Raw genomic sequence first — 18,607 nt, forward strand, 5'->3', positions numbered from 1 at the left:
TACTTAAAATCAGCGGAGTTAAGGTTTAACTTTTCTTTCAACTGATCGATAGGTTGTGGGTAATGACCTGCATTCCTGAACTTAGCGGTGTATATCGCTTTGGCAGAACAATGATTATAACACGTCCAGCACCCAAAACACTTGCTCATGTTAAAAATAGGCTTCGGAGAGCATTTAATTGCTTTATACGGGCATAATTTTTCACACAGACCGCACCCTGTACAAAGCGACTCGTCAACGTATTTTTCTCCCATATCTTCCCGTGCTTTGGTAAAAGAATAAGCTGGCATTAGACTGTTCAGCAAACCAACTCTTATTTTCTTTATCTGGAGTTCATTGCGATTTTCAAGACAATATACGAGATAATCTAATTCAGAAATAAATTTGTTAAAATTATTTATTTCATTTTCGTTTGGCGCCTGCTCATTACCCCTACCTCTGGCGATCATAGGAGGATAGCTTTCCGGTGTATGAAGCGAATGACCTGCAATAACTTTAAACCCTTTAGCTGTAACTGTTTTATCAAGAATTTTAAGGGTCTTCCCGCTGATGAGACCATATGTATTAAAAACAAACGCAGGTTTATTGCTCTGCTGTGGCAATTTTTCTATAAACATCTGGACAATATACGGAATACCTAAAAAATTTGTGAATGTGGCAAAGCCTGCAAGATCATACTTTTCTAATGAAGGGATGCCGTCCGTAATAATATTGAAAAGGTCAAACTCAATATTTTTTACCTTTCCCTTGATATACTGGCAGGATAATTTTGTATTGCCTGAGCCTGAACAGTAGCAAATAATCCCTTTCATAATAAAATAATTACTTCTCCACCATCAGCTTCCTTACAGGCTCAAGTATCTCGTTCATATACTCAGCCGCCGCCGCCTTCAAGTCCATCGGGTGAAGCTGCCGCGCCGCAAAGTCGGATTCAAGCGCCTCGTAGCTGTTATAATGCAAATCGCCGCCGTATTTTTCGGGGCGTTTCACCACTATTTCAGGATAGCGCGGCATTATATGGTACTTCAAAAGGCTCAATATGGGATTGTCCTTAACTTCACCCTCCACGCAGAACGCCCCTTTCATTTTCTTTTTGATATCCTCAGGCGCATCGTCCACTGAGATGTAATTGCCCTTGCTTGAGGACATCTTCTTGCCGTCAAGACCGGGGAGGATAGGGGTATGTATGCATATCGGCGAAGCGTATCCAAGCTCGGGCAGCCCTTCCCGTGCCAGCATGTGTATTTTCCTCTGGTCTATGCCGCCAACTGCAACGTCCACGCCCAGGTGGGCTATATCAAGCGCCTGCATAAGGGGGTATATCATCTGCGATACTTTGGGGTCCTCGGCATTGCGGCTAACCTCATCCATGCTGCGCTTCGCCCTGTTCAGCGTGGTGCTGCGCGCCAGTTTCAGCACGTCCAGCATGTAGCCGGGCTCTAACTGGTATGATGAGCCAAGGACGAAATTCGTATTCTTCTCATCAAGACCGAGAGCGATAAAGCATCTCTTATTATAATCCGCTATCTTCCTCACTTCGTCCATTGTCCCTTTTTCGTTAAGGTATGCGTGTATATCCGCAAGCAGCACGGTTAGTTTAAAGCCTGCCTGCTGAAGGTCAAGGAGCTTGTTCACTGTGAGCACATGACCCATGTGTATCTTTCCGCTGGGCTCATAGCCAGCGTAAGCTGAGGGTTTTTTATCCGAACTGATCAATGCTTCCAGCTCTTCTTTTGTTACAACCTCTTCCGTATTCCTTGTAATTAGCGCTAATTTGTCCATAATCTCAAACTCCTCTGGCTCAAAACCTGCGGTTCTATGCGGGGCATACACATAAATTCTGCGGATTGTAGCATGAACAAACATTTAAACCGTACTAATGCTTAATAACCTGATTCTCATTAGGAAACACAGATGCTTTCTATCATCATACATCCGCAGGATTCAAAGCTTGCAGTCCTGCCTATCAAAGACAATGCTAAAGAGCCTGTATTCTACGGGATACTGACTTTAAAGAAAACCCCAAAAGGCTCCCGCGCAGGCAAATTCAGGATAAGGAAAGGAGAAAAAGAGGAGTTCAGGGCGCCGGCTGAGGTCATAGAACTCCTGCGCCTTGCCGATGGGATTCTTATTGCTGAAGGGAACGAAAGATCCGAAGCAGAATTTAAGGAGTTGCTTGCAGCGTACCAGCTTGATTACGGTTATACGAACGCATGCCGCCTGTGCCTTCTTGCAGGCAGGTATACCCGGGTAAATAGTGATTCCATCCGGTTCCATGATGAGCATGTGTGCGAGGATTGTGCGAAAAGAGAGGTGATGAAGGAAGCAAGTACTCACAAGATCGGAAAGCATGGGCAGGAACGGCTTATCCGGATATTGCTCGGCACAAGGGATCTTGACAGGGTGCTTGCGATGCTAAGCCCTGAAAAACTGGATTCCGGGTTGACAAGGTTTGATACGATGGAGGCGAACTGGGTTGAGAGTTCAGTAAAAGTAAAAGACCTGCCTGTGCATGAAGAACTAAAAAAGATACTCCTTCATCAACTTGAAGAACTTATGCCTGTCCAGGCGCTCTCGGTAAAAGCCGGGCTTCTTGAAGGGAAAAACCAGTTGATAGTCTCAGCCACGGCAACGGGGAAAACGCTTGTCGGGGAACTTGCCGGTCTTCAGAACATCCTCTATAATAAAGGCAGGATGCTCTTCCTCGTCCCTCTTGTCGCGCTTGCGAACCAGAAGTACGAGCAGTTCACAAAACGCTATTCTTCCATCGCTTCTACGTCCCTTCGCGTGGGGACAAGCCGCATAACAAAAGGTACAAAAGGTGTACGGACTTCACTTTCTTCCGATATAATCGTGGGTACGTATGAAGGGGCAGATTTCATCATAAGGTCTGGCAACGCAAAAGCGCTGGGGAAAATCGGTACTGTGGTGATAGACGAGGTGCACATGCTTGAGGACAAAGAAAGAGGGCACAGGCTTGATGGTCTTATCGCGCGCCTGAAATTCATTTCCCCGGACACACAGTTCATTTATCTCTCAGCCACGGTCGGGAAGCCGCAGTGGCTTGCAGAAAAACTGGGCGCTGCGCTTATAGAATTTGAGGAAAGACCGGTCCCAATCGAGCGCCATCTTATCTTCTCGCCTGAATATGAGAAAAAAAGACTGATCGAGCGGCTTGCAAAGCAGGAATACGATAAGAGTTCCTCCAGGGGTTTCAGGGGACAGACCATCGTATTTACCAACTCGCGCCGCAACTGCCATATGCTTGCTGACAGTCTCTCTATTAAAGCGATGCCTTACCATGCAGGGCTTTCTTATAACGAGAGGAAAAGAGTGGAGGAGCAGTTCGGGAAAGGGAAACTGCCTGTAGTGGTGACAACTGCGGCGCTTGCTGCCGGTGTTGATTTTCCCGCCTCGCAGGTGATATTCGAATCCCTTGGGATGGGCATAGAATGGCTGACAATACGCGAATTCCAGCAGATGCTCGGGCGCGCCGGGAGACCGGATTACCATGACCGCGGCAAGGTTGTGCTGCTGGCAGACCCTGAGAAGAGATTCGGAAAAGGAGACACTGAAGACGAAGTCGCTTTTAAGCTGCTTAGGGGGGAACTTGAACATTTCGGCGTTGAATACGGGGAAGACGAGATGCTTGAGGAGACGCTTTCCAATATTGTGGTTGCCCGGAGGCTTTCTGATATAAGGAGGATCAACGGATTGCTTCTCGGTAGCGGCGATCTTGATTATTTGCTGGATAAACTCACAGAGTACGGATTTATTGAAAAAGCCAGCGGGGGATTATCCCCGGCGGAACTCGGGCGTATTGTGGCGGCGCATTTCCTGAGCGTGGAGCAGACATTCCTGATAAAGGATGCCGTACTTAAGGGACGTGAGCCACTGGATATAGTTACAGGGCTTGATGTCATTGATGCTGTTTATTTCAAGTATGCCTCGCAGTTGTCCGATGCCCTCGGGACCGATATCCCGACAAGGGTTTTCGGCGCGGGGCTTGACATCGTTTTCTCAGCCGACGGGATATCAAAGCTTAAAGAGAACCTGCGCCGCAGCGCGCTTGATTTTGCACGGGAGTTCATGGCATGCAGATGTAAGGATTCGCCTTACTGCGGCTGCGCTGAGAAGAAATTCTCGGCAATGGTCGTTGAGCTGTGTGCCGGGGGACTGTCGCCTGATGGGATTATCTCCGAGCTTACGAAGCGGTACGGGGTTTATGCGTATGCAGGTGATATGCTCAACTACCTTGACCAGGCAGCGAGGTCTCTTGAAGCTGTGGAATTGATCGCAGGGATATATGGCAGGAAGGAACTGAGCATGAAGGCAAGGGAACTGAGGGAGAAGATGGAAGGGTAAAGTCCGGGCTTTTGTTACGTACCCCGGAAAACTTATCACATTATAATGACATTAATTGAATCATGGTGCGTATAGGCAGTCTGGCTCTTGACAGGTCAATAGTGGCGTCTTTAGGGAAAAATCCCGTTAATTCGGCAGCCGGTGCCAAAAAGCTCGGCGCAGATATCCTGGAGTTAAGGATCGACCTCCTGGATTCGGATGCACGCCAGGCGCTTCTGGATGTAAAGAAGACCGGCATGCCGGTCATTATTACCAACCGGATGAGAGAGGAAGGGGGCGCATGGGCGGGGAGCGAAGATGAGCGCATCCGTACCCTGGTCTCTTTGCTGCCTCTTGCCGATGCTGTCGATATAGAACTTTGTGCGGAAAAAAGGGAGCATGTCGTTGAAAAAGCCAGAAGTGCCGGCAAAGCCGTTATAATATCCACGCATGATTTCAAGAAGACGCCGGAAACCAGGGTTATGACCGGGATGCTCAAGGAATCATTCGAGGCGGGAGCGGATATCGCCAAGCTTGCTGTTATGCCGGACTCGCTTGAGGATGTGCTGCGCCTGCTGGAGGTCACTCTTCACGCCAAGGGAGCGGTTTGCACGATAGCGATGGGCGATACCGGGCGCCACTCGCGCATCATTGCGCCGGTTTACGGCTCGGTCATGACGTACGGGTACGTGGAGAACGCCACAGCGCCCGGGCAATTGCGTGTAGATGAATTAAGGGCTATCCTGAAATTGCTCTGAGCCGCGCTGTATTCACGATTGTACGAGCCTGATAAGGTTCTCGCGACCTTTTTTTATTTTCTGGATTACATTCTTATCATGAAGCTGGTTCAGCGCAGCGCTTACTGTTGACCTGGGGATATCAAGCTTTTTACCTATCTCGGACTGGTAAAGGGATCCGCCGCTTTCGTTTAAGAGTTTTATTATCCTTTCCCGGACATCCATCATAGCCTCTTCTGTGAGAGCTTCCGCGACAGGCTCGATAGCAGCATCTATTACCGTGTTTTTCCCGCGGGCTTTACGCTTATAAACGAACGCGGCTATGATAAAAATAACAGAGACGGCGATTACCGGCGGCATCCAGGACGAGGAAGGCATGGAAAGGATAACCGCAGGTTCGCCTGCTTTGAACGAGCGAAGACCGTACCACACCATGCCGTCGCGCACCTGGTCAGGCTGCGGCTCTACCTGCTCGATAGTATAGCCGGAAGGATACTGGATTATCAGGGTGTTGTCCTTTGACAGGTACAGCCCGCCGATGAAAACATCGCCGATATTGAGGTTTTTATCAGGGTCAAGCTTTGCAAAATTTACCCAGGTGAATGAGTAGCGTACTACACCGAACGTTCCAGTGGGCGCAGATTCAACTTTTGCATCCCCTGTAAAGCCCCCGGCTGCCATTTTCCTTGATGTGGCGTTCGCCGCCTCTGAAACCGACTTCTGCATCAGTTCTTTGAAATCGTTGAGATGAACCGGGTTCAGTTGTTTTGTATAATTATCAAAAGAGTCAAAATCTTCCGTTGATACGAGCGGGGTCCTGTATTCGACATACCATACTGCATTGCCGCCCTCGTTGACGTTGATCGTATATGTTATCTTATAATCGTTCACGGGCGCAGCACTGGCAATGTGGACTAACAATAAAAAAACCAGAGAAATATACAAAGCCTTCAGTATCATATTTCACAGGTGTATATATTTAGTAGTATAAATACTCAGCTTTGAATATTGACTTAAAAGGATGGAAAGATAGGTGAAAAACTCACCTATCTTTTTCCTTGTTTTCACGTCTTTCTTGTTTTATTGCCGTTTTCTCCTCTCTTATCTCCTCTTGCAAATCCTCCTTCTCCTCTCTTATCTCCTTCTTAATCTCACGAGTCGCTTGTTTTATTGCAGCTTTCTCATCTTTCTTATTTTCTGATACTTTTGTCATATTCTCAATTTCAAGCGCATTTGTTACACTCTCGATTGTTAGGGCATGGAGATTCATATAAATCCCATCAACGATACCATCCCTGCTGGTAGTGTTCAACAACGGGAACTTATATTCGGCTTCGACCAAGGAGAATCCTTCCCCAATCTTGGCTTCAGCTTCAAGTTCGGTATTTAACTCTCCGTCGTCCATATTTTCGATGGTCAGTAGAGTGTTGATATTCTCTGCACTCAACTGGAATTTATCCAGGATTTCATTCGCTATGGTAAAATTCGTGACGTTGTCGGACCTGAAATTAACTTCGACTTTGACTTCCGTATCATTACCAAGGATTTTTGCTTTAATCTCTAAACGTCCTTCTTTACTTTCTTTTCTCTCCTTTCGCTCCGATATCTTCTTCTTAAACTTTTGTTCAAGTTTCAGGCTGTTATTGTAAGCTCTCTGAAGTCCTGTACTGTTGGGGTGTGAAGCAAGAAGCTGTTCCAGAATTACCTGGTGTTTTGCAATCATCTGCTGTGCTTTGATAAGTCCAGTATCTTTATCGGAAAGTTTAGACACTGAATCGTTTATATCATCGGATTTTGCTCCGTACTCAGCAAGTGCTTTGTTTGCTGCATCAATATCATTCCTTTTGAGTGCTGCTCTTGCTTCAGCTATCCTCTTTCTTGCATGTGCTACCTGCTTTCCGAGTTTTTCACTCGTATTGTAGGTAAAGGTCTCACCGATATTCTCAAATGCTATTGTTAATCCGTATAATGCATTTCCAGGGCCGACTAGACCTTCATCTAATGTTCCATCATCTGCTGCTCCTGCAGTTGCTGTACTAGTTGGTGTAGCAGTAGCAGTTAATGTTTCAGTTGGAGTCCCGGTTGTGTTTGCTGTTGATGTCTCGTTGCTCGTAACATTTTCTGTGGCGCCAGCCATGCCCATAGTAAAGGTTAGCACCAACAGGATTATACCTGCCAGAAGTATGTTACTTAATCCCGCCTTAAATATTCTTGACCATGTGTTATTTGTTTCTTTATGGCTCTCATCCCATTGCGGGTGGAAGGGATTAAAGCCCGAAGAATTCTCAATCTCATATCCTTTTTGGATATTTTCTGCCATATTATCACCTTGCGGCATGTCGCCGTGATACCTGATAAAACTCCCCGGAATATAAGCATACTTACTGTCTTAATAGTATTATAAAGTACAGGATTGTCCTAAAAAGCTACAGAACGTTCATGATAGTCCGGAATACTTTAAATGACGCTAATAACCAGGAAAATAACCAGAAAAGCTATTAAAACTTTGGTAGAATATATTATCAATAGTTCTAAATATTGTAAACACTAACTAAGAGTAAAAAGGAGATACGATGGAACTTAAAGTACAACCGCTTCAAATCAAAGCAGGGAAGTATAAAGTAGTGCTTAATACGGAAGATGCAAGGGAACTGGGGGTTCATGCCGGCGACCGCGTGCAGCTAAAAGACCACAGCTACCTGACCGCGATCGTGGAGACAGGAGATATGATTCCTGCCGGTACCGTCGGGGTATACCAGGAGTGCTGCGAAAAGCTGGGGAAAGTATGTCCTTTGACTATAAAGCTCGTCCCTACTTCCAGACCGAATTCCGTCGGTTTCATTAAAAAAATGATGGACCGGCAGAAGCTGACACAGGAAGAGATTTACCAGATCATACAGGATATGGTAAGAGAGAACCTTACGGAGATAGAATTGGCGGCATTTGTTACAACTTCATACATTCACGGGATGACCTCGGATGAGGTCGAGTGGCTCACAAGAGCCATGATCGATACGGGTGAAAAGATCGAGTTCGATACCCACCCTATTATGGACAAGCACAGCATAGGCGGTGTGCCCGGGAACAAAATATCGTTGCTCGTCGTGCCTATAGTTGCAGCGAACGGGCTTCTCATACCCAAGACCAGTTCAAGGGCGATAACAGGCGCCGCAGGGACAGCAGACCTCATGGAAGTGCTTGCGCCGGTCGAGTTCACAGCCGAAGAGATAAAAACCATCACCGAGAAAGTAGGCGGCGTGATAACGTGGGGAGGCGCAACGAATATCGCCCCTGCTGACGATAGACTGATACGCGCTGAATACCCTCTTTCCATCGACCCGCGCAGCCAGCTTCTTGCATCCATAATGGCTAAAAAAGGCGCTGTCGGGGCGGATTGCGTTGTTATTGACATTCCCACGGGCATAGGGACAAAGGTTCCGACGATGGATGAAGGAAAAAAGCTCGCCAGGGACTTGATCGAGCTGGGCGAGAGGCTGGGGATGAAAGTAGAATGTGCAATGACGTACGGTGCATCCCCGGTCGGAAGGACGGTTGGTCCTGCCCTCGAAGTCCGGGAGGCGCTGAAAGTGCTGGAGACCATGCAGGGACCGAACAGCCTTATCGAAAAGAGCACAGGTCTTGCGGGTATTTTACTTGAGATGGGCGGGGCTGCTGCAAGGGACCACGGGAAGGAGCTTGCGATGGAAACGCTGCGCTCAGGCAAGGCGCTCAATAAACTGAAAGAGATAATAGAAGCACAGGGCGGGAACCCGAATGTTACGCATACCGATATCAATCCGGGTGAGCACAGGGCGGAACTTGCTGCGCCGGCTGACGGCTACGTCATTGAATTCAATAATAAGCGCATCGTCGAGATCGCCAGGCTCGCCGGCGCGCCGACAGATGATGGAGCTGGCGTCTGGATTAATAAGAAAAAAGGCGAGATTGTTAAGAGAGGCGAGCCGCTGATAACGATATTCGCAGACAAGGGCTGGAAGCTCACCAATGCCATAAAAAACGCAGAGAGCGATTATCCGATCATCGTGGAAGGCATGCTGCTTGAGCGCGTCCAGTCAGTAAGGGTCATATAGAGCTATTTCACAAAATCGCTCTCAAGCTTGAGCGAATAGAAGAAGATGACATCGCCCTCAGGCACCTCTTTCCAGAGACCTTTATCAACGCAGCCTTCGCCAAGCTCCTTGACCAGTCCTTCATATGTGACCGCGCCGATCTTATCGATGTTCACAGCCATGCTCTCAAACCTTCCATTGCTTGCATTGCGCACCCTGTAAATCCCTTTGTTGAAGAACCTGGAAGATATCAGGGTGGTCTTACCGCTTTCCATCGCTTCCTTTATTTTAAGCTCATCAATGTCAAGGACGTTCCCTATCCTCTCGATTTCAAGTTTGAATTTCAATGTAGTGTAGTTCAACCCGATCACCTTTTGAGTATGTAATTGCGTGTATTTAATGTTTATCGGAAAGTGGTATTTCGATTTCCATAAATTCCTGTGCGATTTTCACGTTTCCAAATATGTTTTTTGCATCCCGCATAAGCAGCTCCGTGCTTTCGGAGTACCTTGAACTGATATGGGTCAGCACAAGTTGCTTTACTCCTGCTTCTCTGGCAAGATGAGCGGCTTCCCCGGCTGTCGTGTGCTTTGTTTCAAGAGCCCAGTCGTGAAGTTCATCAGCCAGCGTCCCGTCATGGATGAGCAGGTCTGCACATTCGCTCTCTTTTGCAAGAGATTCGCAAGGACGCGTATCGCCGCTGTATACGAGTTTCCTGCCGGGTCGCCCCGGTCCCACCACTTCGGAAGGCATTATTACCCTGCCATTTATGGTAACAGGCTCACCTTTCTGTAACTTTGAGAACAGGGGTCCGACCGGGATCCCAAGCTCGATAGCTCTTTCCCGGTTGAACCTGCCTGTGCGTTTTTTCTCTTCAAGGACGTAGCCAAGGCTTGGAACACCGTGGTCTGTGGCTACAGCCCTGATGATATAATCCCCTTTATCGATAACATCCCCGCCCTCAAGCTCGTACGGGTTTATCTGGAAGCCGAGTTTGTAATAGCCAAGTTCAATAAGTAGCCTTACGAATTGCTTCGTCCAGCGCGGACCGTATATATCCAGGGGTTCGGTGCGCCCGTTGAACGACATGGTCTGGATAAGCCCGGGTATGCCTAAAAAATGGTCAGCATGGAAGTGCGTAATAAATATCGAGGTGAGCTTCATGCCCGTCTTTGCGCGCATCATCTGCTGCTGCGTTCCTTCGCCGCAGTCAAACAGCATCATCTCCCCGTCCCTGTTGATAAATATCGCAGAAGGGTTGCGATTTATGGTAGGGAGCGTCCCGCCTGTCCCGAGAAAAATTACACGAAGCATAAAGTGCTTAATTGCGTTGGGGATTTAAATAGGTCACTTAGCTTTAAATGAAAAATTACTTCTGTACATTAAATTATCATATTACTCCCAGTTATCTCTTTCGAGGGTAAATATTATATATGGTAATGTTCTATTATGCACTGGTGAAGTTTAATGAGTCGTGTCATCGGTTTGAAATGCAGGGAATGCGGTGCGGAATACCCTGCTATTATCCAGAATACATGTTATGAGTGCTTCGGGCCTCTTGAAGTCAATTACGACTGGGATTATATTTCAGATAATATCAGCAAGGAAAAAATCGCGGCAGGACCGAAATCCATATGGAGGTATGCCGACCTCCTGCCTGTTGAATCGGAGAGGCGCATTGATCTGGGTGCGGGTTTTAACACCCTTCACCATGCAGACCGCCTAGGCGCAGCGCTCGGTCTAAAAGAACTTTATATCCTTGACGAATCAGTGAACCCGACAAATTCATTTAAAGACAGGGTTACTTCAGTGGCTCTTTCAAAGGCTCTTGAATTCGATGTCAAGGCTGTGGGATGCGCAAGTACGGGCAACCTCGCAGCGGCAGTTGGCGCGCACGCGGCAAAAGCCGGATTACCTGCATACATCTTCATCCCGGGTACAATAGAGCTTGGCAAGATAGTCCAGATGCTGGTATATGGTCCCCATGTGATCGCAGTGGAAGGGACATACGATGATGCCAACCGCCTTGCAAGCGAAGTGGCGGATTCTCATCCGGACTGGGCTTTTGTTAACATTAACATCCGCCCGTATTACACGGAAGGCTCAAAGACACTGGCTTATGAGACTGCCGAGCAGCTCGGCTGGCAGACACCGGACCACATCGTTGCACCGCTTGCAAGCGGCGCGCTACTTTGCGCTATCTCGCGCGGCTATAAAGATCTTGAACGCGTCGGATTGGTGGACGGGGCAGATGTAAAGTTATCAGGCTCACAGCCCCTTAACTGTTCTCCCATAGCGACCGCGGTACAGAACAACAGCGAAGTCGTGCCGGTCAGGAACTTTGAGACCGTGGCTCACAGCCTTGCGATAGGCAACCCCGCAGACGGCTACTATGCCAAGAAGACTATCCTGGATTCAGGCGGTTATGCAGCCACACCAACAGATGCCGAGATAATCGAAGCCATCCATCTCCTTGCAAGAACAGAGGGCATATTCACCGAACCCGCAGGCGGCACGACCGTTGCCGGCTTAAAGAAACTGGTGGAAAGCGGTCACATACAGCCTGATGAGCGTGTGGTCGTTTACGTTACAGGGAACGGTCTTAAAGCACAGGATACGCTCCTCAAGTCGCTGCAGCGCCCGCCCGTGATCAAGCCTATGCTGGGCGAGTTCGAGCAGCTTGTAGCACCAAAATTTGATATTCATAAGCAGCAGGAGATAGCACCTCTTGCGCGGACATAAAGGTGATATAAATGGTAAAAATAAGATTCTCTTCTGCATTAAGCAATGTTACGCATGCACGTGAAACGACCCTGGAACTTGGTGACACGAATGTAAAAGCCGTGCTGGATAAGCTTATTGAGCAGTACGGAGCCGAGCTTGAGCGCCGCATACTTGATAAGGGCGAAGTGAGAAGGTTCGTGAACCTGTATGTGAACGGTGAGGACATAAGACACTTAAGCGGTCTTAACAGCCCTGTGAAAGACACGGATGAGATATCAATACTACCCGCGGTGAGCGGAGGATAATACTCACTTTAAGTTTGTATTTATTTTTGTGTTATCAGTCCTTATAATAGAGATTTTACGCTAGCTTGATAATAGTTTGCTTCAAGTCTTGCTTTCACTTGGAATAATCTTCTCAAGCCCAGCTATCAAAGGTGGAAGATCTTCGGTAATGGTTTTCCAGAGAATATCCAGATTGATGTCAAAATATGCATGAATTAGACGATTCCTCATACCTATGATATTCTGCTAGGGGATATGCGAATACTTATTTTGGCTTTCTTTTGTTACATTAGCGGCAGCTTCTCCAATGATTTCAATTGATTTTATGAGAGCAAGTACAAGTTTTCGGTCTGTGTCGAGTGATTTTCTGGATTTATTTTGGGCAAAGGACATAGCTTCCCTAGCAGCGTCAAGCATGTGATGCATGCGTACAGAATCATCCTTCCACATACTGCTCCTCTGCCGAATTAAGAACCTCTTTTCGGAAATAAGAACTCAGGTCTTGCGGCGTTCTTAGATCTACTTTTCTCCCAAGGATTTCAGACAACTCAATTTCCATACCAGCAAGTCTAATAAGTCCGGGTATATGGTCCGGGTCAAATTCAACAAGCAAATCAATATCACTGTCTGGTCTGAAATCGCCATGGAGAACGGAGCCGAAAAGCGATAATTTACGAATGTGGTTTCGCTTGCAGAATTCGGCAATCTTTTCTTTAGGCAGGTCAATGGTTTTTTTATCTGATTCATCGATTTTGTACATTCTAACTATATATTATTATGAATAACTATTAAACCTCTTCCTTTTCAAAAATCTTTATCTTTGTCTGCGCCAGCAGGATAATTTTTCCTATTAATATCCCGATAAGCATGCCGCCTATCACATCCGTCGGGAAATGCACCCCCACGTATATCCTGCTCAAAGCCACAAAGAAAGAAAAAGCACAGAGATATTTACCGTACTCGGGACGGAACCTTGACGCGATAGTAGCCGCAATAAAACTCAGCTCCGTATGCCCTGAAGGGAAGGACAGGTCGGATTCGGGTGGCGTCAATAACCTTGTGGACTCTATCTGTTCATAAGGCCTTGTCCTGTCAAAAATAATTTTTAACGGATAGGTAAAAATCACCCCTGCAGTAATCCCGAATGCCATAAGCAGGGCGAGTTTCCTCTCTTTTCTGAACCAGAAATAAGCGGTGAGGAGGCTCCAGAAAACATACGTAAGTAATTTCAGGCTCGGAAAGACGGTATCAAAAACCGGGTTCGTGATATCGTGATTGATGTACAGAAAAGTCAAGCGGTCTACTGATTCAAGATATATTAAAAAGTCCATTGTTATTATTCCTTAATACCATGATATTCTCTCAAACAGCTCAGAGGCTATATTTTCACTTTTTCGACCCTTTGATATTTTTTTGCCATATCAGAAAATTGCATCGTCCTTTTCCTGAACCTTATATCATTCAGCAGGATATAAATTTTTTCAAAATTAAATTGATTGGCTAACATCACTTATATAAGCAATAATAACAAATTAAAGGATGTGAGAACGGCAATACTTGGTGGTGGTCTTACCGGTATTACTCTTGCCCGTCTGCTTCAGAAAAAGGGTGAAGAGGTGACAGTCCTTGAGCGAGAACCTGATTATGGCGGATTATGCCGTTCCATGAGCAATTCCGGATTCACTTTTGACAGGGGAGGCTCGCACATCATTTTCAGCCGTGATACAGAAGTCCTCACATTCATACGCGATGTGCTCGGAGAGAACAGCCAGCAGAACAGACGCAATACAAAAATTTTCTATAAGGGGCTGTATATCAAATATCCCTTTGAAAATGGGTTGTACCAGCTTCCCAAAGAAGATCTCTTCTTCTGTATTAATGAATTTATCAGGACAATGATCGCCGTTGAAAAAGGTGAACTGGAACCACCAAAGAATTTTCGTGAGTGGATCATCTATACCTTCGGGAAAGGCATTGCTGATTTGTACTTGATTCCCTACAATGAAAAAATCTGGAAATTTCCAGCAGAGCGGATGTCATTGCACTGGGTAGAGGGGCGCATTCCCCGCCCTCCCGTGGAAGACGTGATAAAGTCAGCCATAGGTATTGAGACAGAAGGGTACACCCACCAGGCAGTTTTCAGTTATCCCAAAAAAGGAGGGATAGAGGCATTAATCAGGGCAATTGCCCTGCCCATCAAAGAGAAAATACGCACAGGGTTTCCCGTATCTTCTATCAGGGAGAAAGACGGGATTTTTACTATCACTGACGGCACTTACAAAGTCACTGCTGACCGCTGTATATCGACCATACCACTACAAGAGCTATTAAGATGCCTTGATGACGTCCCCGAACGTGTCCGGATATCCTGTGATGAGTTAAAGTATAATTCACTCGCCTGTGTTTTTATTGGCATAAAGGGAAAAGTTCCAGATATTTCATGGCTGTATGTCCATGAAAAAGATTTAGGCTTATTTAACCGGGTCTCATTTCCCTCTAATTACAGTCCTGAGGTGGCGCCTCCAGGGCACTCATCGATGCTCGTCGAGATAACTTATCACAAAGGAGATCATGTATCAGCCATGCCAGACCGGGAAATTATCAACCATACTATAGCAGCACTAAAAAATATGAATATTATCAAAACTCATAACGAGGTAGTGTATACCGCACTGGAGCGGCAAAAGTATGCATATGTTATCTATGACCTTGATTATTTAAGGAATATCGCCATAGTTAAAGACTTCTGTATGAAGAGAAGTATTATGCTTGTCGGACGTTTTGCAGAGTTCGAATATCTTAATATGGATGGTTGCATTAGTAATGCCCTTAATTTTACGAGGAACAGATAATGCGAGTGAACATTTTTGCTGAGGATATTCTTTCTCTTAAATATATCGGATGTTCAACAGTAGCAAAGACGCTTTACAATCAGTTATCCCTGATGCCGGACATAGATGTATCATGGAATTCGGGTAGCTATGACTTTGATGTTGTTCATTACCACACTTTCGGACCATTATCTCTTCTAAATAGGAAATATTCCCACGGTGTCAAAATATTAACCGCGCACTCCACACCTCGTGTCAATGAAGGAAATCTGGCATTCAGCAGATCCATCAATAATTATTATCCCGATATCTATCGAAGGTTTGATCATATCATCAACATTTCAGCACCATGCCAGCGCGAAATCGAACAAATGCTGCCGGATATTCCTACCACGCTGATACCCAATGGAATTGATCGGGATTATTTCAAAAGAGATGAAGATAAACGGAAGAGTTTCAGGGAAAAATTAAAAATTAAGGATGATGAAAAAGTAGTGCTCACTGTGGCACAGCAGACGCCGCGCAAGGGGATATATGATTTTATTAAACTCTCAAGAACGTATCCCGGAATACGGTGGATCTGGATTGGCGGAGTTCCCTATGGGGCGTTCTCAAAAGATTATTTTCAGATAAAATTAATGAAAAGCCTTTGCAAAGATAATACTACATTTACCGGGTTTATCCCTGATATCATAGAAGCCTACAGTGGAGCAGATGTATTTTTCATGCCTTCTTATGCGGAAACTTTTGGACTGGTAATACTGGAGGCATTAGCCTGCGATCTGCCTGTAGTTGCCCGTGGGATACCGGAATTCAGAGAGATTTATGGAGGCGTGGTGCAGTTCTTTAATAATATACAGGAGGCTGCAGCGCATATCACAGATGATGATTCATTAGGGCGCTATTCTATCGGCTCACGCGCTTTCACCGAGCAGTATGATATTAAAAATATTGCAAATATGCATTGCAGTCTTTATAGGAGGTTAATCGAAGCATGATATCTGTAATTGTCCCCACCTACAATGAAGAAGCCAGCATTACAACCTGTCTTAAGTCCCTCAGCCATCAGACACTTAATAGGAATGAATATGAACTTATAGTAGTTGATGGAAATTCGAAGGACAGAACATGTGAACTGGCACGGGCATATGCGGATGAAGTTATAACCCAGACAAGCAAAAAGGTAGGAGGGGCCAGGAATGACGGTGTATTACGCGCAGAGGGAGATATCATTGCTACCACCGATGCAGACTGCATTATTCCTCCCGGATGGCTTGAGATAATAAAGGATGATTTTGAGTCAAATGATATTGTTCAACTTTATGGGACTGTTTATCCGATTGAAGAGGGGATAAAACATAAGCTCTCACTTATGGGTGCAAACACTTTCTCACGGATCGGATATTATACCCGCGCCCTGTATTATACGCTGGGATGCAACACTGCATTCGATAAAAAAGCTTTCGTCAAGGCTGGCATGTACCGGTGCATCGATGCAGGCGATGATCTTGAGGTCGCTCAGAGGATGCGAAAAATAGGGCGTGTGATGCTGGATGATCGTATGAAAGTCGGATTCTCAATGCGCAGGTTCCAGCAATTCGGGACGATAAAATCGGTCTATGAATGGCTATACATAGTTACTAATGGGGGCAAAGCTTCAAAATACTCATACTCGAAACGAAATTACAAATAACCGAAAAACATATCCTGTGGACCTATCCTGCTAACCCTTATTCAGGCGTCTTGCAATAAATATTACTATGATCGCTGCAATAGCCTCAAAAGCCGGGACCTGTGTTGTTTGTGCTGTTGCATTTGCGGTCGGGACAGGTAGAGGCGTCTCTTCCATAAACGGTGTAAGAGAAGGCTTTATTGGCGTCTGGTTGGTAGATACCGCATAGGAATTAAGAACCATTGAGGTCTTTGCGACCATTTTGGCATAAGTATACTGGTAGATCTTGTCAAAAGGCTCGGTCATAGTATCGGCATATTCATACGCGCTGACTGCGAGCGTGGGCTCGATCCCGCTCCTCCTGGCTTCATTTATTGCCGTTTCTGCAGCACCGGCGCTCTGCTCGACCTTTTGGGTGGCATCGACCTCGCCTAATAATCCTATGGTGGCACTGGATTTCACTGTAGCCTGCAGGGCATCAAAAATCGCGCCCGCATAATATCCCTGCATCATTTCTTTCTGGGCATGGTCAATATCCTCACTTGAGATTCTTATAATGTCAGGATGTGACGCGCTTTCTGCCATCAGTGTCTGCATGTAAGTATTTATCGATTGCGCCTGGCTCAGGTACCACCCTGCACGGTCTTTCAGTATGCTTTCCGGTACTATCTTCCCGTCAGGTGATGCAAGCGTCAGCCACCACTGCGCCGTGCGCGCCCTTTCATTTGCAAGAGCAAGCAGGGGAATCATTTCCTCAGAACCATTGAGTTCCTTTGCATCATCAAGCCTTGCCCTTGCAGTAGTTATCCTGGATTCAGCCGCGCCGACAGCGCCCACATCTGTTACATCGTACATTTTGAAGTTTTCAAGATCCGTCTCTGAGCTCTGCATCTGTTTTTCCACTTTACCTGCCAGATCGTTAAGATACTGCTCTTTATCCGCTGCTTTGCCGTACCCGTAATTCCACTGCGCCGTGCGCATGTTAATCATCGTATTAAAGTACAATGAGGTCGCAGCATAGTATTTCTTGTTATTGTACATGTCATCTGCCTGTCTCTGGACATCCTTAGCCTGCTTCAGGAATTTATCGTCCTGCGGCACAAAAGCAGCTGTCCCTTCGTACATGTCGCTGGATTCTTTTTTCAATTTGGTCGCAAGAGGTTCAAGCAGTTCAAGGTAACCCGGGGTAAGGATGGTATCGTTATACTCCGGTTTTTTCATCTCGTTTCCCGTAAAAGCCAGAACAGCATCCTGTATCGTACCGACTTCCTTCACAGTGACATTTAATTTTTTCCCAAGTTCAACAACATCAACGGTTTCCTCTTTTACCTGGCTGATTATGAAAGTGCCATTTGTACTGCCGGTGGCCTTCCTGACGGTGACGGTGCTTTGCCCCTGCGGGACCAGGAAAAGAGTGGCGTTTTTAGCAGCGGCAGCCTCTAACTTATAAGGGATACCGCCGACCGGACCTATAGATTCATCCGGGTTGATCATGCCTGTCATCACAACGTCCGGCTTCAGCGTCCAGTTGTTCATGGCTGCAATAGTTGCTACAGTGAGTGCTCCACCTGCTGATGGTCCTCCTATGATAGGGGAGCTTATATCGATTATATAGTAAAAATCATATGTCCTCTGATCAATTCCCATTACGTCGGAAGCTACCATCGCGGCAAGTCTTGCCGAGCCCTGAAGATCGACCTGGGTGTAAGGGTTTGTATCTACGAAAACATGCCCTGTCCCGTTTGTGACAATTATCCGGGCTCCAAGCAGGACCCCCTCATCTACCCCATCTGTGCTGCGGTCTGCAACAAGCGGGATTGTAACCCCATCTTCCAGGGCTTTAACGCTGCTCAATGCAATTAAAAGTATTAAGATAACCCAAATGAATTTCTTGTTCATTTCCTCACAAATACTAATATATTAGATAAAATACTTAAAACCACTG

17 protein-coding genes and 1 pseudogene are annotated in these 18,607 nt (G+C 46.3%); 8 read left to right on the forward strand and 10 right to left on the reverse strand.

The annotated features are described in order from the left end of the window. Both MNV_RS00840 and MNV_RS00845 read right to left on the reverse strand, forming a co-directional pair. Positions 1-812, reverse strand: an 812-nt coding sequence (locus tag MNV_RS00840) for an EFR1 family ferrodoxin (protein ID WP_143311553.1), incomplete at its 3' end; no start/stop codon positions are given. A gap of 10 nt (positions 813-822) precedes the next feature. After that, on the reverse strand, positions 823-1,782 hold the full coding sequence (locus tag MNV_RS00845) for a tyrosine--tRNA ligase (RefSeq protein ID WP_096203533.1): 960 nt from the start codon (positions 1,780-1,782) through the stop codon (positions 823-825). A gap of 132 nt (positions 1,783-1,914) precedes the next feature. Between MNV_RS00845 and MNV_RS00850 the strand changes: the two genes are divergently transcribed. Together MNV_RS00850 and aroD are read left to right on the forward strand one after the other, a co-directional pair. Beyond that, on the forward strand, positions 1,915-4,365 hold the full coding sequence (locus MNV_RS00850) for a DUF5814 domain-containing protein (protein WP_096203468.1): 2,451 nt from the start codon (positions 1,915-1,917) through the stop codon (positions 4,363-4,365). Positions 4,366-4,427: 62 nt separating this feature from the next. Continuing rightward, positions 4,428-5,102: a type I 3-dehydroquinate dehydratase gene (gene aroD / locus MNV_RS00855; protein ID WP_096203470.1), complete on the forward strand. Its 675-nt coding sequence runs from the start codon at positions 4,428-4,430 to the stop codon at positions 5,100-5,102. 12 nt (positions 5,103-5,114) lie between these two features. Here aroD and MNV_RS00860 read toward each other — a convergent pair whose 3' ends face one another. Further along, a complete protein-coding gene (locus MNV_RS00860; RefSeq protein WP_096203472.1) occupies positions 5,115-6,041 on the reverse strand; it encodes a helix-turn-helix transcriptional regulator in 927 nt (308 codons plus the stop codon). A gap of 82 nt (positions 6,042-6,123) precedes the next feature. Beyond that, the gene (locus MNV_RS00865; RefSeq protein ID WP_143311555.1) at positions 6,124-7,401 is read right to left on the reverse strand and encodes a DUF5667 domain-containing protein; all 1,278 of its coding nucleotides are present in this window, start codon (positions 7,399-7,401) and stop codon (positions 6,124-6,126) included. A gap of 253 nt (positions 7,402-7,654) precedes the next feature. Here MNV_RS00865 and MNV_RS00870 point away from each other — a divergent pair, with 253 nt between their 5' ends. Then, positions 7,655-9,172 (forward strand): AMP phosphorylase, encoded by a 1,518-nt coding sequence (locus MNV_RS00870; RefSeq protein WP_096203475.1) that lies wholly within the window; start codon positions 7,655-7,657, stop codon positions 9,170-9,172. 2 nt (positions 9,173-9,174) lie between these two features. On the opposite strand, the gene MNV_RS00875 is transcribed toward MNV_RS00870, so the two are convergent. Beyond that, the gene (locus MNV_RS00875) at positions 9,175-9,513 is read right to left on the reverse strand and encodes a hypothetical protein (protein ID WP_096203477.1); all 339 of its coding nucleotides are present in this window, start codon (positions 9,511-9,513) and stop codon (positions 9,175-9,177) included. Between the two features lie 34 nt (positions 9,514-9,547). Beyond that, positions 9,548-10,465, reverse strand: coding sequence for a ribonuclease Z (gene rnz / locus MNV_RS00880; RefSeq protein ID WP_096203479.1), 918 nt, complete (start codon positions 10,463-10,465; stop codon positions 9,548-9,550). A 153-nt stretch (positions 10,466-10,618) separates the two neighbouring features. Here rnz and thrC point away from each other — a divergent pair, with 153 nt between their 5' ends. Further along, the gene (gene thrC, locus MNV_RS00885; RefSeq protein WP_096203480.1) at positions 10,619-11,893 is read left to right on the forward strand and encodes a threonine synthase; all 1,275 of its coding nucleotides are present in this window, start codon (positions 10,619-10,621) and stop codon (positions 11,891-11,893) included. 11 nt (positions 11,894-11,904) lie between these two features. Next, on the forward strand, positions 11,905-12,180 hold the full coding sequence (locus MNV_RS00890; RefSeq protein ID WP_096203482.1) for a ubiquitin-like small modifier protein 1: 276 nt from the start codon (positions 11,905-11,907) through the stop codon (positions 12,178-12,180). Positions 12,181-12,261: 81 nt separating this feature from the next. On the opposite strand, the pseudogene MNV_RS21065 reads toward MNV_RS00890, so the two are convergent. The 3 genes and pseudogenes from MNV_RS21065 to MNV_RS00905 form a co-directional block, all read right to left on the reverse strand. Continuing rightward, a pseudogene (locus tag MNV_RS21065) lies at positions 12,262-12,609 on the reverse strand (HepT-like ribonuclease domain-containing protein). Further along, on the reverse strand, positions 12,596-12,919 hold the full coding sequence (locus tag MNV_RS00900; RefSeq protein WP_096203484.1) for a nucleotidyltransferase family protein: 324 nt from the start codon (positions 12,917-12,919) through the stop codon (positions 12,596-12,598). The pseudogene MNV_RS21065 and the gene MNV_RS00900 overlap by 14 nt, the downstream one beginning before the upstream one ends. Before the next feature lie 28 nt (positions 12,920-12,947). Next, positions 12,948-13,490 (reverse strand): phosphatase PAP2 family protein, encoded by a 543-nt coding sequence (locus MNV_RS00905; protein ID WP_096203486.1) that lies wholly within the window; start codon positions 13,488-13,490, stop codon positions 12,948-12,950. A gap of 210 nt (positions 13,491-13,700) precedes the next feature. Between MNV_RS00905 and MNV_RS00910 the strand changes: the two genes are divergently transcribed. From MNV_RS00910 to MNV_RS00920, 3 genes are read left to right on the forward strand one after another with little or no spacing between them, the layout of a single operon-like run. Further along, positions 13,701-15,011: a protoporphyrinogen/coproporphyrinogen oxidase gene (locus MNV_RS00910; protein WP_096203534.1), complete on the forward strand. Its 1,311-nt coding sequence runs from the start codon at positions 13,701-13,703 to the stop codon at positions 15,009-15,011. Next, entirely contained in the window at positions 15,011-15,988 is a 978-nt protein-coding gene (locus MNV_RS00915; protein ID WP_096203488.1) for a glycosyltransferase family 4 protein, read from the forward strand. The genes MNV_RS00910 and MNV_RS00915 overlap by 1 nt, the downstream gene beginning before the upstream one ends. Next, positions 15,985-16,683 (forward strand): glycosyltransferase, encoded by a 699-nt coding sequence (locus MNV_RS00920; protein WP_096203489.1) that lies wholly within the window; start codon positions 15,985-15,987, stop codon positions 16,681-16,683. The genes MNV_RS00915 and MNV_RS00920 overlap by 4 nt, the downstream gene beginning before the upstream one ends. Before the next feature lie 30 nt (positions 16,684-16,713). Here MNV_RS00920 and MNV_RS00925 read toward each other — a convergent pair whose 3' ends face one another. After that, positions 16,714-18,561: a S16 family serine protease gene (locus MNV_RS00925; RefSeq protein WP_096203491.1), complete on the reverse strand. Its 1,848-nt coding sequence runs from the start codon at positions 18,559-18,561 to the stop codon at positions 16,714-16,716. Positions 18,562-18,607: the final 46 nt, after the last annotated feature.

The sequence above is a fragment of the Candidatus Methanoperedens nitratireducens genome (assembly GCF_900196725.1).
Lineage (GTDB): Archaea > Halobacteriota > Methanosarcinia > Methanosarcinales > Methanoperedenaceae > Methanoperedens > Methanoperedens nitroreducens_A.

Bases quoted from the DNA above. Each gene is read 5' to 3' on its own strand.
- MNV_RS00845 (WP_096203533.1), bottom strand. From the start codon at position 1,782: ATGGACAAATTAGCGCTAATTACAAGGAATACGGAAGAGGTTGTAACA.
- MNV_RS00850 (WP_096203468.1), top strand. From the start codon at position 1,915: ATGCTTTCTATCATCATACATCCGCAGGATTCAAAGCTTGCAGTCCTG.
- aroD (WP_096203470.1), top strand. From the start codon at position 4,428: ATGGTGCGTATAGGCAGTCTGGCTCTTGACAGGTCAATAGTGGCGTCT.
- MNV_RS00860 (WP_096203472.1), bottom strand. From the start codon at position 6,041: ATGATACTGAAGGCTTTGTATATTTCTCTGGTTTTTTTATTGTTAGTC.
- MNV_RS00865 (WP_143311555.1), bottom strand. From the start codon at position 7,401: ATGGCAGAAAATATCCAAAAAGGATATGAGATTGAGAATTCTTCGGGC.
- MNV_RS00870 (WP_096203475.1), top strand. From the start codon at position 7,655: ATGGAACTTAAAGTACAACCGCTTCAAATCAAAGCAGGGAAGTATAAA.
- rnz (WP_096203479.1), bottom strand. From the start codon at position 10,465: ATGCTTCGTGTAATTTTTCTCGGGACAGGCGGGACGCTCCCTACCATA.
- thrC (WP_096203480.1), top strand. From the start codon at position 10,619: ATGAGTCGTGTCATCGGTTTGAAATGCAGGGAATGCGGTGCGGAATAC.
- MNV_RS00890 (WP_096203482.1), top strand. From the start codon at position 11,905: ATGGTAAAAATAAGATTCTCTTCTGCATTAAGCAATGTTACGCATGCA.
- MNV_RS00900 (WP_096203484.1), bottom strand. From the start codon at position 12,919: ATGTACAAAATCGATGAATCAGATAAAAAAACCATTGACCTGCCTAAA.
- MNV_RS00905 (WP_096203486.1), bottom strand. From the start codon at position 13,490: ATGGACTTTTTAATATATCTTGAATCAGTAGACCGCTTGACTTTTCTG.
- MNV_RS00915 (WP_096203488.1), top strand. From the start codon at position 15,011: ATGCGAGTGAACATTTTTGCTGAGGATATTCTTTCTCTTAAATATATC.
- MNV_RS00920 (WP_096203489.1), top strand. From the start codon at position 15,985: ATGATATCTGTAATTGTCCCCACCTACAATGAAGAAGCCAGCATTACA.
- MNV_RS00925 (WP_096203491.1), bottom strand. From the start codon at position 18,561: ATGAACAAGAAATTCATTTGGGTTATCTTAATACTTTTAATTGCATTG.